Annotated in this window: 12 protein-coding genes; 2 read left to right on the top strand and 10 right to left on the bottom strand. The window is 58.2% G+C overall.

Features of this window, described 5'->3' with window-relative positions:
- Positions 1-343: 343 nt before the first annotated feature.
- The 4 genes from GKA01_RS12325 to GKA01_RS12310 all read right to left on the bottom strand — a co-directional run bounded on the left by GKA01_RS12325 (position 344) and on the right by GKA01_RS12310 (position 6,273).
- A complete protein-coding gene (locus tag GKA01_RS12325) occupies positions 344-2,818 on the bottom strand; it encodes a TonB-dependent receptor plug domain-containing protein (protein WP_244289212.1) in 2,475 nt (824 codons plus the stop codon).
- Positions 2,819-3,021: 203 nt separating this feature from the next.
- The gene (locus GKA01_RS12320; protein ID WP_146863578.1) at positions 3,022-4,221 is read right to left on the bottom strand and encodes an acyl-CoA dehydrogenase family protein; all 1,200 of its coding nucleotides are present in this window, start codon (positions 4,219-4,221) and stop codon (positions 3,022-3,024) included.
- Positions 4,218-5,564: an MFS transporter gene (locus tag GKA01_RS12315; RefSeq protein WP_146863575.1), complete on the bottom strand. Its 1,347-nt coding sequence runs from the start codon at positions 5,562-5,564 to the stop codon at positions 4,218-4,220. Before GKA01_RS12315 ends, GKA01_RS12320 begins: the two co-directional genes overlap by 4 nt.
- Positions 5,554-6,273 (bottom strand): enoyl-CoA hydratase/isomerase family protein, encoded by a 720-nt coding sequence (locus GKA01_RS12310; RefSeq protein WP_208653418.1) that lies wholly within the window; start codon positions 6,271-6,273, stop codon positions 5,554-5,556. Before GKA01_RS12310 ends, GKA01_RS12315 begins: the two co-directional genes overlap by 11 nt.
- A 108-nt stretch (positions 6,274-6,381) precedes the next feature.
- Between GKA01_RS12310 and GKA01_RS12305 the strand changes: the two genes are divergently transcribed.
- Together GKA01_RS12305 and GKA01_RS12300 are read left to right on the top strand one after the other, a co-directional pair.
- Positions 6,382-7,407 (top strand): alcohol dehydrogenase catalytic domain-containing protein, encoded by a 1,026-nt coding sequence (locus tag GKA01_RS12305; protein ID WP_208653417.1) that lies wholly within the window; start codon positions 6,382-6,384, stop codon positions 7,405-7,407.
- Positions 7,408-7,411: 4 nt separating this feature from the next.
- Positions 7,412-8,908, top strand: coding sequence for a class I adenylate-forming enzyme family protein (locus tag GKA01_RS12300; RefSeq protein ID WP_146863569.1), 1,497 nt, complete (start codon positions 7,412-7,414; stop codon positions 8,906-8,908).
- On the opposite strand, the gene GKA01_RS12295 is transcribed toward GKA01_RS12300, so the two are convergent.
- From GKA01_RS12295 to GKA01_RS12270, 6 genes are all read right to left on the bottom strand, one after another.
- Positions 8,889-9,635, bottom strand: a complete 747-nt coding sequence (locus tag GKA01_RS12295; RefSeq protein ID WP_146863566.1) for an IclR family transcriptional regulator — start codon at positions 9,633-9,635, stop codon at positions 8,889-8,891. The two genes, GKA01_RS12300 and GKA01_RS12295, sit on opposite strands and share 20 nt — an antisense overlap.
- Before the next feature lie 78 nt (positions 9,636-9,713).
- Positions 9,714-10,274 (bottom strand): MFS transporter, encoded by a 561-nt coding sequence (locus GKA01_RS12290; protein WP_228120059.1) that lies wholly within the window; start codon positions 10,272-10,274, stop codon positions 9,714-9,716.
- A 61-nt stretch (positions 10,275-10,335) separates the two neighbouring features.
- Complete coding sequence (locus GKA01_RS12285; RefSeq protein ID WP_146863598.1) at positions 10,336-11,751, bottom strand: carbohydrate porin; 1,416 nt, start codon at positions 11,749-11,751, stop codon at positions 10,336-10,338.
- Positions 11,752-11,813: 62 nt separating this feature from the next.
- Entirely contained in the window at positions 11,814-13,424 is a 1,611-nt protein-coding gene (locus GKA01_RS12280; protein ID WP_228120058.1) for an inorganic phosphate transporter, read from the bottom strand.
- Positions 13,425-13,553: 129 nt separating this feature from the next.
- Positions 13,554-14,399, bottom strand: a complete 846-nt coding sequence (locus GKA01_RS12275; RefSeq protein WP_194265891.1) for a hypothetical protein — start codon at positions 14,397-14,399, stop codon at positions 13,554-13,556.
- A gap of 4 nt (positions 14,400-14,403) precedes the next feature.
- Positions 14,404-17,370, bottom strand: a complete 2,967-nt coding sequence (locus tag GKA01_RS12270) for a TonB-dependent receptor (protein WP_146863562.1) — start codon at positions 17,368-17,370, stop codon at positions 14,404-14,406.
- Between the last annotated feature and the right edge of the window lie 37 nt (positions 17,371-17,407).

Below are 17,407 nucleotides of genomic sequence, written 5' to 3'. Positions count from 1 at the left end.
ACCTCGTGTTCCATGACACCGCTCGAGACGAGAGCTCCGCCAGACAGGAGGGTTCCGGCACCATGATTGCCATTGAGCTCCACAAAGTAAACGCCTATTTCGACAATCGTGCCACCAACTTCAGAGCCGGACGGGGCCACGATCTTATCTTGGCCCCGTCCCCATAAATTAACTTCGACTTTCCCTCCACTACGGACAGTCGAGCGGAACATGACGTCACCCGAATTAACATAGAGTTCGCCCTTGATCGTCCCACTGACGGCAACCCCGTCGGGTAGATAAAGCTGACAGACTGGAGAGATCAGATAACACTCAATAGAATTTAGAAGACTTTCTGTAATTTTTAGAGATGGAAGCTGATTTTGGCGAAGTAATATCCCCCCATGAATCCATAAGCGGAATAATAAGGATATTTGAAAGCGCCGCTAGATGACGCCTGAGCAGTTTTTGAAACCTGTGCAGGATATTTGTTGAACAGGTTCTGGGCGCCGACGCTGACTGACCAACGCGGGTTGATATCATACCCGACAGTCAGATTGCTGATAAATCCCGGCTTGACAACGCTCCAGTCTTTTGAGGCCAGACTAGGGTTCGCAATAAATGTCAGTTCGCCATAGCGTTGTTCTTCAAACGCGACCGTCCACTTTTTCAGGTTCCATGTGATACCAAGCGTCTCGCGATTTTTCGGGGCTGAATGAAGCAGCGTATTACGGGCATACCCGTCGAAATAAGTCTGATTGAGCGCCACGAGGGCAGAGGGCGTCTGGTTGAAATGACTGATTTCCGTATCCGCGAAATTCACACCTATCGAAAACAGCCAATGCCCGAAATCATGCAGATCGACAGCATAAGATGCATTGACGTCTCCGCCATTCGTGACGGTATCAACCGGATTGGTATAATACTGCACATAACGGATCCCGTTAAGCCCGAGATTGTTCAGAATATTCTCGACCGAAGTTCCACCGAACTGGGTAGAATTGGCCATACGGTCGTTGATCGCGATCCGGTACAGATTGGCGGTCAGCGTAAAATTTTCTACAGGATGGGCATCAATTCCAATGCTGTAGCTGCGCGAATACTCGCCTTTCAGGTTGCCTCCCCCCAGCGCCTTGGCCGCCGCGCTCGTCGTTGGGAGCTGGGCGAAGGTATAGGTTGGAAAGGTCGACGTGTAGAAATAGTTTTCCTGCCCGAGGGTGGGTGGCCGGTAGCCGGTGTTGATGTTGGCGCGAATGGCCCAACGTTTGTTGAAGTCGTATCGTGTTCCGATCGAACCCGTTTCCGTGGTGGTCAGGTTCGAATAACTCACGGCATGTCCACCCAGCGTCCATTCCCATTTGGGCAGAATATGAAACGAAAGATTAACATGCCCGTCGAAAACGTCCCGTGCCGTATTGCTGGCCGTGTCTGGCGATGCGCCGATATGTCCCGATGCGCCGGGGGTGGCCCGGGCACCTGCATTGGGACCGTCAAGAACCGTTACCCCGCCATCTGCCCAGGACTGATATTCACCCGCGGTCAACTGGAAGGTATCATGCCGGTACTCTCCCCCGAGTTCGAGCAGAAGGGGACCGGAGAGAAACGAGGGATGGAAATTGTGTGATGTCTTGAAGCCGGCAACAAGCTGCGTTGCAATATCGGCGCCATCATAGAAATTTCTTTTGCTGGCCAGGCCAAATGTCGGGTTGTCAGAATTCAGCGTGGTATAGCTTTCGTAATCACGGCCATATGTAACGTAGCTGTCCCAGTTCCACCCTGCTGTTGTTCCCTGTACGCCGCCATTCACCTGAAAGTCGTTTTCAGTCATCCCCATCAGCGGAATAAAGCCATCCGGATACAGCGCGCGGATCGTATTGTTGTTGGACTGATTTCGGAACGTCACCTGATTTTCCACGGTTCGATGGCCGTATGTAGACGTCATATAGGCGCGGATATGATCGGTTAGCGGTATGGCACCATTTGCCGACACCGTTTCCATCGTCGTATGCCCCAGCCCTTCCAGCCGGTTGTAGTTCCGACCAGCCTTCGTCTGGCGCGGGTCAACGCTTCCGTCAGCCAGAGGGAAATACATGGAGCCGGTGTAAAGGCCCGACCGATTGGTCGGCAACTGATTGGATACCTGAGCCGCGAGGTCTAGATAACCGCCATTTTTCCCCAGTTTGAACGCATAATCACCATACCCGTTCACGCCGACGCCATCGCCCTTATAATATCCGCTATCGACAAAATTAAGCGATCCGCCGCTCGTATTATGTTTGAGAACGATATTGACCGCGCCGGCAATCGCGTCCTGCCCGTAAAGCGCTGAAGCCCCTTCCGTTATGACTTCGATATGGTCGATGGCACTCAGAGGGATCAGGGAAAGATCCGCAGGCTCCGTTCCTGAGTTTGGTCCGGCATTTGCGTTAAAATTGGCCGTCAGATGACGGCGTTTCCCATTCACGAGGATCAGCGTGTGATCGGCCGACAGGTTTCTTAACTGCATAGTCCGGATAAAGCGGTTGGAACCCACGCCGCTAAAAGACGGGGAACTGACCGAAGGGATAAGCTGTTCCAGAGCCGCCATGGCGTTACTCTGTCCCGTCCTTACGATTTCCTCGGCATTGACAACCTGCACATTGACTGTGCTGTGGCGACGGGTGGACGGGGACAGCACAGGATCCTCCTGCCGCCCGAGAACGGAAATGCTCTCCGGAGCAGACTGGACGGGCGGCTGACGAAGAGCGGAAATACGGCCTGTTCGTCCCGCTCCGGAAGCCACATTTCGAGGTGGCTTTTGACCTGCTGGAGCATGACGATGGGTAACGATGGTCCTCACCTTCGATCCGGCCTCGTTTTTCCGCACAGGGTCTTCCGCTGCAAAAACGGAGTACGGGAGAACGGAAACAACCGTCAGAACGGACAGGTATCGCCTGACCGGAAACGCTCTAACAACCATAGATTTGAGTCCTTTTTATTTATATACTATTTTATATAGTTTAATATAGAGGGAATGCGCCCTTCGACGCATGGGAGACCGTTTCAGTAGGTGAAGGTGATGGGCGGAGGCGTGTCGTTCAGGAGGAAGTTGCCGATCGCCTTGTATTTGTAAGCCACACTGTCATGTGTCGTGTGTGTGCGGGCGTTGCGCCAGTGCCGGTCATAGTTGAAGCGCTTCTGCGTGGTCGCAGCACCGCCAACATCATACATGCGCTGGGAGACGAAAAGCGCAGCATCGGTTGAAGCGATTTTTGCCCCCGCAGTGCTGATGGACGCCTGCACCAGATGTTGTTCCGTCTCCGGAGAATTTTCCGAACTGCCGCGTGCGACATCCTCAAGCTGCGCGCGGGCTGCGCGCTCGATGTCCTGCGCTGCATGACGCACCAGAACTTCAGCAGCGCGAACACGGGTGGACATCTCTCCGATCGCATAAAGAATGTACGGGTCGTCACTCGCCCTGCTCACTCCGCTCTCCCTGAGAGGGCGCGTATGGTTTTTCGCCCAGTCTATGGCGTCCTCCACGACAGCACGTCCGATCCCCACATCAATGGCACAGTGGATCAACTGCGCCGCCGCCCCCGCATAGTTTCGCCGTCCTGACCAGTGATGAACCGGAATGACCTGCTCGTCCGATACGACGATATCGTGAAACTCCGTCGTGCCACTCGCCGTGAGACGCTGGCCCATCCCGTCCCAGTCGTCTTTCAGGACAAGCCCTTCCGCGTCCCGGGGAAGAACGACATAGAGTGCGCGGCGGTCTTCATCGACAGCCTGCACCTTGATGAAATCCGCGAACAGGCAGCCTGTGCTGTAGAACTTGCTCCCCCGGAGGATTTTCTGTCCGTGCTCCAGGGCGACATGGGTGTGAATATCGCCACGGAAGCCTGCGCCCCGCTCTGCAACCGCACCGGAACTCAGCTTGCCCTCGCCGATTTTCCCAAGATAGAGCTCCTGCATCGCAGACGGCGCCATAAGGCGGAACTGCTCGATATTCATGAAATGGGGAAACAGCCCCTGCGCAACATTCGGATCCGCCTGCCCAAGCGTAATGAAAATATCCGCTACGACAGTCTGACTGACGTCTCCGCCACCAAGCGCCAGTGGAACGCGGGCAGCCCCCAGACCCGATGCCCGGATACTGTCGAAAATATCATAGGGCAGGATTCTCTCGGCATCACGCTCCGAAGCGGATGCCGCGATGGCCGGAGCAAGCTGTCTGGCAAGGGCTGAATAATCGGTCATGACTTTGCGTCCGGTAGGAAAAAAAAGGAGCGTCTGGCGGAAGATGGGGCTGTACATCGCAGCAGGACCAGCACGCCAAGAGCGACCAGAACGCTGACGGTGGTCAGGGCAGCCTCGAAGCCGCCCAGCCTGGATTTGAGAAACCCGATCATTACGGGCGTTAGGATGCTGCCGATCTGACCGGCGCAATTGATGACGGCCAGCCCGACCGCCCGTTCACCGACCGGAAGCAGCGTCGCCGGAATGCTCCAGAATATAGCGGTGGCAATCAGATATCCGCAGACCATCAACGTCAGGAAGACCATGGTCAGCGCCGCATGATGCAGGCTCCAGGGCAACAGCAGCATGCCCAGCACGGCCAGACCGCCGCCCGCTGCAAAATGCCAGCGCCTCTCACCCTTCCGGTCGGAGCTCCTGCAGGCCAGCAGCATGGCGCCGATCCCGATGACATGGGGCAGAGCGCTGAGATTTCCGAGTGTCTGAAGGTCCCGCACCCCCGAAGCCCGCAGAATGGACGGAACCCAGAAATTGACGACATTGCCGGTGCACATGATCGTCATGCAGTAGCTCAGGGAGAGCAGCCAGAGCGTACGGTTCGCCAAAGCGTCCCTGAGAGTGCTTTTCAGCACCACGCCTCGCTGGTCCTGCGCGGGTCCGAGAGCCTGCCCAAGTGTCTGTTGAACCGTGGCACGATCCTCAGGGCTCAGCCAGTGCGCGTCTGCGGGGCGGTCGGACAGCCAGCGATAGGCCAACAGCCCGGCGAGAACCGGCGGCAGACCGTCCACCACGAACAGCCACTGCCACCCATGCCAGCCCCACACCCCTGCGAGATGCGTCATGATCCATGTGGAAACCGGGCCGCCCACAATGCCGCATACCGCGATCGCCATGATGAAGCGTGACGTAATCCGGGCGCGGTAGGCATCCGGAAACCAGTACGTCAGATACAGGATCACGCCGGGGAAGAATCCCGCTTCGGCCATCCCCAGCAGCGTCCGGGTCAGATAGAGGCTGTATGGTCCCTGCACGAACGCCATGCTGATCGTAACGATTCCCCACAGAATCATGATCCGTGCCAAAGAACGTCTGGCACCGAAACGTTCCAGAACCAGATTGCTCGGAATTTCACACAGCAGATAACCGGCTGAAAAGAGGCCGACGGACAGTCCAAATACAGTGTCGGTAATGCCCAGATCCTGACGGAACTGGAGATGGGCGAAGCTGATGGCTACCCGGTCCAGCCAATTAAAGACCAGGCACGCAAAGAGAAACGGCATCAGACGCCAGGCAATCCGCCTGAAGACAGCGTTTTGCGTGGCGAGGGAAAGGTCGTCAGCGCTCATGCTCGCCCACCTCCCTGCGCGCCTGGTCCACAAGAGCCAGATGCCTGTCGATACGGGTCCGCCGCTCCGCAAGAAGCAGCCGCTTGCTCCAGCCCATCGCAGAAACAGGCAACGCCGCCAGTCTAAGGGCCAGAGAACGGGCGGCTTCCCGAGGGTCCTCTTCAACAACCGAGACAAGACCCAGTCTCTGTGCTTCGAACGCGTCAAATGAACGACCGGTCAGCATGATATCCAGAGCCGCGGCCTCACCAATCAGGGAGGGCAGTTCAATGGCGCTGAAACCGGAAAGCATGTCGTGTTCGACTTCTGGAAAACGGAAACGCGCCGTTGGAGCCGCAATCCTGAAATCACAGTACATGGCGATGCTGATGCCGAGGCCAATCACATGACCATGAAGCGCTGCGACAACCGGTTTGGTGAAATCTTCAGCCACGCCCGGCAGACACGACGCCAGAACATCGGTCCGTGCGACCTGCCCCGTTGCGCCGATCTCCTTGAGGTCCGACCCGGCACAGAATGCGCGTTCGCCCGCTCCCTGCAACACCACCGCGCGCACCGAAGGATTACGGAGCGCATCATGCCAGGCACGCCCCAGAGCCGCTTTGCCCGCACTGTCCAGAGCATTCAGACGCTCGGGACGATCAAGGGTGAGCGTCAGAACGTTTTCCGATATATCACTTGAAATCATAGTATAACCCTGATCGCTCATATTTTTTGATCGTTAAATTACCATAGCAACGGAAATCCATGTGGAATATAAAAAAGTTCGCAATTCGATCTAATGGTTCATAATATGAACATATATGCAGGGAACCGCATGATGAAAGCCATTCTTCTCAAGGATTTCGGCGGCCCGGAGCAGTTGGTTCTCCGCGAAATTCCGGTGCCTCAGGTGGGTCCGGACGATGTTCTGGTCCGCGTCGAATCGGCGGGGATCTGTCATCACGACCTGCTGCACCGTGCCGGAAAGCTGCCTGGTGCCCCCGCCGGTGTGATTCTGGGACATGAAGTCTCGGGTGAGATCGTCCAGACAGGGTCTTCCGTCACCGCCCTGACCGTCGGCGACCGGATTGTAGGGTATCAGCGGCGCTTCTGCGGCACCTGCCGGGACTGCCTGCGCGGGCGTCAGGACCTGTGTCGTTCCCTCTCCCTGCCAGCCATCGATACCGAAGGCGCCTACGCCGAATACATTCGTCTGCCCGCCATTTCGGCCATCCGCATTCCTGACAACGTTCCCTATCCGGAGGCTGCTCTTGCGTCCTGTCCCATTGGCACAGCAATGCGGGCCCTGGTCTCCCAGGCCGGCATACAGGCGGGCGATACTGTTCTGGTCAATGGCGCCAGCGGTGGTCTGGGCGTTCATCAGGTCCAGATCGCAAAGGCACTGGGGGCCCATGTCATCGCCATCACAGGCAGCGAGCGGAAAGTCGGCTTTCTCAGGGAGCTTGGCGCCGGAACGGTTCTCGTCTCAGACGGTCAGTACAGTCGGGATGTCTGGGCTGCGACAGCAAAACAGGGTGTGGACATCGCCATGGAAAATCTGGGCTTCACCCTCCCCCAGACCCTGCGTTGCATGGGAATGGGGGGACGGGTCGTCGTTCTGGGAAATGTCTCGCCCGCCGATGTGGCAGTTTCGCCCGGCCTTCTGATTGGCCGCCGCATCCGGGTGCAGGGCTCTGGCAGCGCAACGCTCGACGAGGTCAGACAGTCTCTTGCCATGATCTCCTCGGGAATCGTCAGGCCGCAGATCGATCGCATCCTGCCTTTCCCAGAGGCCTCACGGGCCCACGCGCTGCTTGAATCCAGACAGGTGGACGGCCGCATCATTCTGAGCGGATGGTAACGTCATGACGCTGGGCGCTCTCTTCTCCAGTGCTGCCGAACAGTGGCCCGATACCGTCGCGGTTCAGGACCTGGCCACAGGAAACCACCTGACCTTCAGCCAGTTTGTGGCAGCGCTGGCCGGCTTCGGAGATTTTCTGACCGGGCTCTCCCTGCCCAGGGGCGCGCGGATCGGTATTCTTTCGGACGCCAGCATTCCCTATCTCGTCGCTGATTATGGCGCGATGGCAAACGGCTATGTGCGCGTTCCGCTTGATCCTTCACTGTCTCCGCGGGAACTGGAAAGCCAGATAGAAGACGCGGATATTGGTCTTCTGCTGTACGGAACAGCCGCACAGGCACAGGCTCTGAACCTCGGGAGCGTGCCCAGCCAGCCCCTCCCAACCGCATGGGCCGGACGTGGGGCCTCCTTTCCAGCCACTGCTCCAAACACTCTCGCTTCCCTGAACTACACCGGGGGCACCACCGGGCAGCCAAAAGCCGTCATGCATACCCACGGCAGTCTTACAGCCGTCATCAGCAACATCCGTCTGGCACGCCCCACCTCTGTGGGGGATGTCCTGCTGAATGTGCGCCCCCTATGGCCGATTGCCTCCATTTCCGTTCTGGCTCATCTGTGCAGCGGCGGCACCGTGGTGCTCGGGGGCCGCTTCAACCCGGCAGCTTTCCTGTCCCAACTGTACACCACAGCCGCCGTCTTCAGCTCCCTCGTCCCGACACAACTTGGTCGCCTTGTCCGGCATGAAGCTGAAGCGCCGTCCGCCCCGAAACACCTGTTGAATCTCCGATCGCTCGACGTCGGGGCCGCCGCACTGTCACAGGATGTCCTTGATGGCGCGACCGCTCTTCTGGGGCCTCGTCTCAGCATTCTCTATGGCATGACGGAAGCCCCCTGGAGCTTCTATCTTCCCGCAGATGTGCTGGCCTCCCTTCGCAGAGCCGGACAGTCCAGCGGTGCCGTCGGCTTCGCACTGAATACCGTACAGGCGCGGCTGACGGATCAGGATCCGATATCCCGGAAGGGAGAAATTGAAATTAGCGGCCCTCATCTGATGGCCGGTTACTGGAAACGTCCGGACCTTACGGCAGCCATCCTCCGGGATGGATGGCTTGCAACGGGGGATCTGGGAGAACGCGACCATGACGGGCTGCTCCATGTCGTCGGTCGACGCAAGGAGATCATCCGGACGGGCGGCATGTCCGTCCAGCCGCGCGAAGTCGCGGAGGCGCTGATGGAACATCCTGTCGTTCAGGACGTCCATGTCTTCGCGCTGCCCGATCCAGAATGGGGTGAGCGCATCTGCGCCGCTATCGTGCTCCAGGCCGACAGGCACGTTCCGGCAACAACACTCATCGAGCACTGCCGGGGCATCCTGTCCCGTCACAAGGTGCCCAAGCAGATCCTGTTCGTCCCGCATCTTCCCCGATCCCACTATGGGAAGGTTCAGCAGACCAAACTTCTGGAAATGCTCGGGGAGGACATCACGAAGGGGTCGACATGACCAGCCGCTCGGCAATCCCGGCGCAGGCGCGCTGCATATGGTGTGCCAGGGACGAAGAGGCCCGCATGTCTGCCTCCATATCCAGCCCCGCGACGACGAGGGCGCCCATGGCAGGCCTGTCCGCATGGCAGATGGGATAGGCGATGGAGGAGAGCCCCTTCCGCTGCTCGCTGTATCCCAGTGAATAACCTCCATTCTCCCGGATCGCGTCCAGCCGGGGCTCCACGGCTATGAAACGCTCCTGCCCCAGGAGGATCTCCACCGCAGAGGGATGGAATGTCGCCAGAACGGCGCGGCCGCTCGTGCAGCCGTCAATATCAAAGCGGTCATCCAGATCGGCAATGACATTGAACGGCGTCGTGGCGGTCCACATGCGGTCGATCAGGACGATCTGGTCACCGACGGGGAGTGCGACGGAGACGATCGCGGGGCGATCCGAAATCACATTCTGCAGATCGATGGCGTAAGGCAGCGCGACACGCCGCAGCGGAAGACGCGTCAGATAGGAACTGGCCGACAGAAGCGCCCCTGCCCCAAGCCGGTAAAGGCCGTCCTCGGCCTCAACCTGTTTCCAGTACACGAGGGCCTTGAGCAGTCGATGGACCGTCCCGCGGTCAATTCCGGTCTGCCGCGCCAGTTCCAGTGCGGTCTGACCACGCGCGGAGAGGGACAGGCAGGTCGTCAGCTCCATGCATTTGTCCAGAACACCCACACCGCTGCCCTGCATCAAGAAAATCCAGTCCCTTCGTCTCCGAGAGCCCTATTATAGAACACGCCCCTGCCAGACGACAGATCCCGCACCGCTTCAGTCGGCCGAAGGGGACGATGCCTCTGACGGCGCCCCGTTGAGCAGCAGGCGGGGCAGACACAGACCCATGACCGCAACCGCGACCAGCAGAACGCCGACGCTTCCCAGTGCAAAAGGCAGGCCGGTGACCTGCGCCAGGCCCCCGAGAGCCGCCGGCCCCGCCAGAATTCCCGAATACCCGAGCGTGGTGATGGCAGACACGGCAAGATGTTCAGGCATGAAATCCTGTCGCCCTATGGCTGAGTAAAGCACTGGAACCACATTGGAACATCCGGCCCCGACCATCGCATAGCCCGCAAGCGTGAGGGGCCAGACCGGAACCGTTGTTACAAGACCCATCCCCAGTGCCGCCAGAAGGCCGCCCCCCGTGACAAGCACGCGACCTGAAACACGTTTCACAAGCCAGTCGCCCAGCAGTCGGCCGATCGTCATCGTACTGGCAAACGCAACGTAGCCCAGCCCCGTATACCGTACATCGACATGACGCACCGTGGTCAGGAAAGCCAGCCTGGTAGAACGCTGCGCCAGAGCCGAAGCCGGCTGGAGAGTGTTCTTCATTGGCACATCAGAAACCCTTCATCGTCCTGGAGACGCCTCTGCGAGAACCCGCTGCAAAGCCTTAGAGCGTAGTCGTCACGTTCAGACCCAGTACAAATCCGTCACGAACCGGACGCCCCGTATCGGGATTGAGGGACACACCACCGACATGCCGGAAATACTGGAGATCAGGTTGAAGGATAAGCCAGGGTGTCATCGCTGCCTGATAGGTCAGTTCGACATAATGCTCCTGCTGGAGATGGCCCGAGGCATCCGTACCGAAGTACTCGGCGTTCCGCGCATTCACCTTGAAGGAATGGGAATAGAAACTGGTTCCCCAGGCGATACCGATCGTATCATCCGGATGACCATTGATCAGGCCGTCAAAAGTGAGACCGGCCTGGAGTTCGTGCGAAAAGCGGTTGCGGACCGCATCGCTGGTCGTACCGCGAACAAAAAGGTTGATGGTCTTGCGCTCGTCCCGCCCGCTTCGCCAGATCATCTGATCAAACACCGCGTAAGCCAGCCAGTTTCCGCGATGATAGCGTGGCTGACCCGAACTGCCGGGACTAGCAAGCGGAAGGCCGCGACTGTCATAGGCCTGATCGGGGAAGCGGCCGGTATCATAAAGGCCGCCAAACTTCCATGTTCCTGGCAGACTGGGACCGTCCTGATGCGGGTGGGGCTGCCCCAGGTCCAGGGAATACTGCGCTTCACCCATGAACAAAACACCACCTGCCGTGGAAAAAGTTGTTCCCGACGGATCGCGCTGCGTTGCGGAAACGGAGCTGTAAAATGGTCCATGAGTCGGATTGTCGTCCGTCACCGCTCCCATAAGCACAAGCGGATCGACGGGTGCCCATTTGACGCGCCCCCCCAATGCGGAGAATGGCCAGGACGGCCCACCGGAATACAGGTTACTTGCCGTCGAGAGAGGCCACCCAAAACTGGAATTAAGGAAAAAAGAGGCATTTGAGCTGACGAGAAATTCCGTATCCAGGTCCAGCGATCCCACGCGGATGTCGAGGCGGTTCGAAAAAAAGCCCTGCCCGTACCACATCTCGAAAAGACGCGTCGAACGTCCGACATCATAACCGCTGACCGCATTCAGCGCCCCAAGCCTCTCGCCAGTGAGCGAGCGGCCCCGGATCTGGAGCGCGCTGATGTTCAGCAGTCCGTCATGCCATCCGAACAGGGGTTGCGTTTCGACCTGAAGGGTGGCGGCGGTGATCCCGTCATAGGTGGGACCGGGATGAACGCCTCCCGCAGCGAGGCCCCAGAGTTCTTCCACATCCTGAATATTGAGATGGACGCCGTAATGCCGCAGCCAGGGCCGGGCGCCCCATGCCTCTCCCAAAAGTTCCGCGTCTGGATCTTCTGCGGGCACCTGAAAAGAAGGGGCCGGAGCAGGAATGGGCACGCCCGACGGCAGGACGTCAGTGACCAGAGGTCGTGTTTCTGCCCGGGCCACCATCCCGGAAAAACAGCAGAAAAACATGAGCACCACGAGACCTTCCGCCCGATAAGAGACGGCAGGTCTGCGGTACCGGAGCGAAACAGTCAGAAAACGTATCGCAGAATGCAGAACAGCACGCCACTCATCAGCATCGCGGCCGGCAGAGTCACGACCCACGCCATCGCCATGGTCCGCAGGGTGCGCCATTGCAGGCCCGAACCGGCAGCCGCCATGGTGCCGGCAACGCCACTCGACAGGATATGCGTGGTGGAGACCGGCATCCCGAAACCTTCCGCCAGCCCGATTGTACCCATGGCGACGATCTCCGCCGAAGCGCCCTGCGCATAGTTCAGATGGGTCTTGCCGATCTTCTCTCCAACGGTCACCACGATGCGTTTCCATCCGACCATCGTGCCCATCCCCAGCGCAACGGCAACAGCAATTTTCACCCAGGTGGGAATAAAGCGTGTTCCGGCATCGAGCTGCCCCATGAACTGCTTCAGGTGCTGGGCTTCCGCCCCACCAAATGCAGGGGACTGGTTCAGGGTGCGGATCGCATCGGAGACGAGATACATGTCGGTCCGGACGTTCGGCACCTGCGCGGCTGGAATTGCGTTAAGAGATTTGTAGCCCTCGACCGCACCGGTAATGTCGCGCGAAAGAACGGCCAGCGCACCGTAGACCTGACGATCCGCAAGCGCTTTTTCATGCAGTCCGTTCATGACGATCGTACGGGCTGTGGCCGCGTCCACAGTGTCGGTGCCCAGCGCATGCGTATGGAAAATCGAGGTTGCCTCGTTGGCGGACTGCACGAAGGCCGGCATGGCCGCCTCAGGCATCGCACGGTTGAGCGCATAGGCCGTGGGGGCCGCGCCGATCAGAATGAGCATGATGAGGCCCATTCCCTTCTGCCCGTCATTGCCACCATGAAAATAGGACACGCCCGTGCAGGTTCCGATCAGAAGACTGCGGATCCACAGAGGGGGTGGCGTCTTACCTTCCGGTGCTTCGAACAGGGCCCGGTTACGGATCAGGATCCGGAAGGTCCAGAACAGCGACATGGACAAGACGAACCCGCAGATCGGGCTGAACAGCAGCGAGGAAAACACCTTTCCGACCTGCGACCAGTCCACGCCATAAGTCGGCACGCCGGCAGGCGCCATAAGCTGGTTAGCGACGCCGACACCCATGATCGAACCGACGAGAGCATGCGAAGAGCTGTTGGGAATTCCGATCGCCCAGGTGGCAAGGTTCCACAGAATGGCGGCAATCAGCAGAGCGAAAATCATCGCATGACCCGCGCCACTGCCGGTCTGAAGGATCAGTTCGACCGGAAGAAGTGTGATCACGCTGTAGGCGACCGCCCCCGAGGACACGAGGACGCCCAACAGATTCCACATCCCCGACCATACCACTGCAACCAGAGGCGGAAGACTGTTGGTGTAGATCACCGTCGCGACGGCATTCGCCGTATCATGAAAGCCATTGACGAACTCGAAGCCCAGCGCGGTGATAAGGGCCAGGGCGAGTAGAGCGAAAGCGCTCACTGCCAGACCGTGCTCTCCCGCGGCCTTGAGATCTGTAAACACGCTGTAACCCACAAAAGCCAGCACAACCACCAGAACCGCGAGAAAGATCATTCTGAAGACGGGTTTTTCTCCCCCCTTCATGGAAATTCGCGAAAAGCGCCCGCGCGATATCGTTGTGTCGGACAAGGCATCCTCCCTTTTCACCAAGGCCCTTTGTGCCGTGAGCGTTGTCCGTCAGAACGGCCGACGATTAAAAGTTAAGTTATTATGACCAGGGGATGGCATGAGCCTGAAGGAAACCCTTCCGGTCAAAATTTACTTCCCCTGCGACAGATGTGCCCGAGGCGCGGCAAGCTGGCTGGTCACCAATGTCTGGCTTTCCCTGTCGATCGTCCACAGACGACTGTCATCCACGGCATCCCAGTCAAAGGCCTGCCCATGTGTCGGAAGGCGGTAGGTCGCAACATGCTGCAAGCGCCCTCCCGCCGAGGGAAGCTCGAGCACGTACAGCTCCGGGGCATCATGCCCCGTAACATAAAGACGCCCGTCCCTGCCCCAGCGGCCACCGGACGCGCTATGATGCCCGAACCGCTCAAGGACATCCTCAGGGAAAAGCCACTGTTCCTGCGGGACAAAATTTTCGTCCATCCTGACGAGCACCGTAGCCCGATGATCGCGCGGGGCCTCGCCGCCATCCCCATCATAATTGGCGAAGCACGCCCACCAGTTACCGTCATGCCAGTCGATCCAGGTCAGAGATCCCCGCCCTGGACCAAAACTGTGCGTGCGGACATGGGTCATGGTCGCGGTATCGAACCACTCCACAGAACTCCACATCGGCACATTAGGATAATTCGACATCGCGCAGACAAGGTCCTTTCCCCGGACCTGACAACTGTTGATGTGAATGAAAACCGTTGGGTCCCCGGACCAGCCGCCAACACGTTTTCCCGTTTCCCGGTCGTATTTTCCGATACTGCTGTTCTGGACTGCATACAGAAACTGCCTGTCGTTCGCGACGCCCTGCGTGGCCTCCCGAGCCGGGAGCGTGCGCAGAACGGTGAAGTCACCTGACGACACACCCTGCGTAGCGGCCACAGCGGTTGACCCCAGACACAAGATCATCAGGAGCGGACAAGCAGCAAGAAGAAGGTTTTTCATAGACTCAGAAATCCGGCTGGAAACGCAGACCGAGCCAGACACTGCGCCCGGCGGGGTGACGATCCTGAATGAGATTTTCGCGTGGCCCCATCCGGGTGACATAGCCTTCTCCCGTCAGGTTCTGAACCTGACCGGTTGCGGACAGCCATTTGAAGAAACGATAGCTCGCCTGAAGGTCAAGCTGTCCCCGCTCCTGAAGCCACATATCCTGCCACCGGGCAGTCCCGGAGGTTGAATAGAGCGATTTTCCGATACGGTTATAAGCGACACGCGCTTCAAGGCGCTTGTCCGCGTAAAAGAGTGACGCGTTGTAGATATGGGACGGCTGGTTCGACAACCCGTTGACCCTGCGCTGCGAGCCGTCATCCATGGTCTCTTCATAGAAACCCTGAAGGAAGGTCGCATTGAACGACACTCCGAAATTCTTGAGAATACCCGGCAGAAACCCGAAACGCTGTCTGGCGATCTGCATTTCCACACCCCGCAGTCCCGCCCCCTGCGCGTTCAGCGGCTCAGAGATGACGGCCGCATAGGAGGCACCGTCCATCATGACGCTCCCATAGGATGTCCGGGTATAGATTTCGTCATGAATGTCTTTGTAAAACAGTCCGACGGACAGGATCGTATCCTTCTGCGGATACCATTCGTAGGACAGATCGTAGTTCCAGGCATGACGGGGTTTCAGGTTGGGATTGCCCTGGGAAATATTGACCGTCGCGCCGTCAAATGTCGTACTCGTCGCAGCACCGTAATTGCCGTAATTGGGCCGCCCGACCGTTTCGGTAAAGGCGGCGCGCAGCTTCATCGTCGGCGTCACGTTGAATGTTGCGAGCACCGAAGGCAGAAGATAGTCATAGCCGGACCCACGGGTCTGGAAGACATAATCAGTCGCGCTGTCCTGTGTGATGCCATCGAAATTACCTATGCTGGCACGCGTATGATCCCAGCGGAAACCGCCCTGAAGCGACACGAAACGATTGTGCCAGCCCGTCTGGAAATAGGCCGCCGTAATGGATTCCTGCAGCCGGTAATAAGCGGGCTTCGTGGTGGAGAGCGTATTGGTCGTTTTGAACAGGGATTTGTTATTCAAAAGCCTGTTCAGCGCCTGCTGGTAATCAAGAGTGAAATATTTCAGCCCTGGCGCCGATTCCATCGTCAGGGTTTTCGAGGCGAGGACCTGATCCATATTGCCGATTTCAGCAGCCGCAACCGCATCTTTCGGGATCCACTGCGTGTAGGTTTCACTATTCGTGACATGGGTCATGGTCTGGGTGACACCTGCGTTCATCCAGAATCCCCGTCCTGCCTCCCAACGCCAGTCTCCACGCAGAAAACGGACATTGTTTTTGACGTGAAATCCGTAAAACCGCCAGTAACGCGGATTGTAATTGTCGGGATTGTTGGCAGATGTCAGATCATTGAGCGAGATGACGGGGGCACCGTTATCGACGGAATAACTGTAGCCATAATTAGTCTGATATGTCGTCTTGTTGGTATTTTCGTTCATTCCGGTGTTGTATTTGATCATCGTGCGATAACTGTCGTCCCACGCGATGGAATCCGACGCCAGAAAGTTCAGATGCATATGGTCATTGATGTCATAATGGATTTTTCCATTGACGAACCATGTGCGCTGCGTTTCCGGCTGCTGCGTGATACCGAACTGATACTGCCCTTGCGTGACGGAACCGGTGTTGGGCGTGTCTCCCTGCGTCCATGTTCCTGACGGCATCGACAGCGCCTCGTTCCGGGTCTCCTGATCGAATGTGTGGAAGTATCCGCCGAATACCGACAGATCGAAACGATGCGAAGGACGGTACTGGAACTTCCCGGTCAGGCTGTATCGGCGATAGGCGTCATCAAACGCGTAGTCCTGTGAGCGAACCGGCACCGCACTACCCGTCGCGGCCTGAGCGTCCGTATTCGTCGGCGATCCAACAGAGGTCCCGGAAGCGGCATAGTAATTCCAGCCATCTCCGGTGCTGTCTCCCGGGAGAATGGCATGGGTCGCCGAGTGGAGTTCCTGATAGTTTCCGGAAAGGACGAAACCGAACTCCTTGTGTTTTCCGAAAACACGCGTCAGCGCGCCATCAACACGCCAGTTTTCATGTGATGGCTGGACGACACTGCCTGCAAGATTGTTCCAGCCGCCCAGAAGCTGGGTATCAAAGCTGTTGCCATAATCAAACGCATTTTTGGTGACCATGTTCACCTGACCGCCGATCCCCTGTGGATCGTTATAGGCGTCAATGGTCTTGAGAACCTGAAGTTCGCCCAGCATTGACGAGGGGATGAGATCGAGACGGGCACCACGATAGGTATTATTCGCGCTCGCCAGCTGCGCCCCGTCGATCGTGATCAGGTTATAGGAATTGTTCAGGCCACGGATGGTAATGTTTTCGATGTTGTTGTCCGAACGGTTGTCATCCGTACTCGGCATCACGGAAATACCCACGATACGCCGCGCTGCCTCCACGACCGTAAGGTCTGGAGCGGTCCGCATTTGCTCGGCACTCAGCGTATCAACGATCTGTGCGGCATAACGCTTCGTCGAGACGGTATCGCGTCTGGCATGCACCATGACGCTTTCCGCTTTCAGAGCACCCACTCCGTTTTTTTTCGAAGACCTTGGGGCTGGATGTGTGGCGGATGTCATACGCCCCACCACGATCACATCCCCACGCCGGGAAAGAACCGCAAGTCCCGTCCCGGACAGAAGCTGGTCCAAAGCCATTACGCTGTCCATGCTTCCCCGGACAGCGTTGCCAGCGATCCCCTGCTGTGCCGGGTCGGCAAGAACGATCCGCGCATTGGCCTGATTCCCATATGCGACGATGGCACGGGAAATCGGCATCCGGCCGATATTGAAAAACACCGCATGGGCGTACGCGCCCTGTGTCAGCCCCCCTCCGGCGAGACATGTTGTGGCAAGGACAGGAAAGAAATACCGACGACTGATCAAGCGAGACACAGCAGGTTGGATCCCCGTATGGATAGGTTCGCCCAAA

Source organism: Gluconobacter kanchanaburiensis NBRC 103587 (assembly GCF_007988905.1).
In the GTDB taxonomy this organism is placed as follows: domain Bacteria; phylum Pseudomonadota; class Alphaproteobacteria; order Acetobacterales; family Acetobacteraceae; genus Gluconobacter; species Gluconobacter kanchanaburiensis.
The sequence above is the reverse complement of the archived record's forward strand: the minus strand, read 5'-3'. Positions and strand labels throughout refer to the sequence as shown.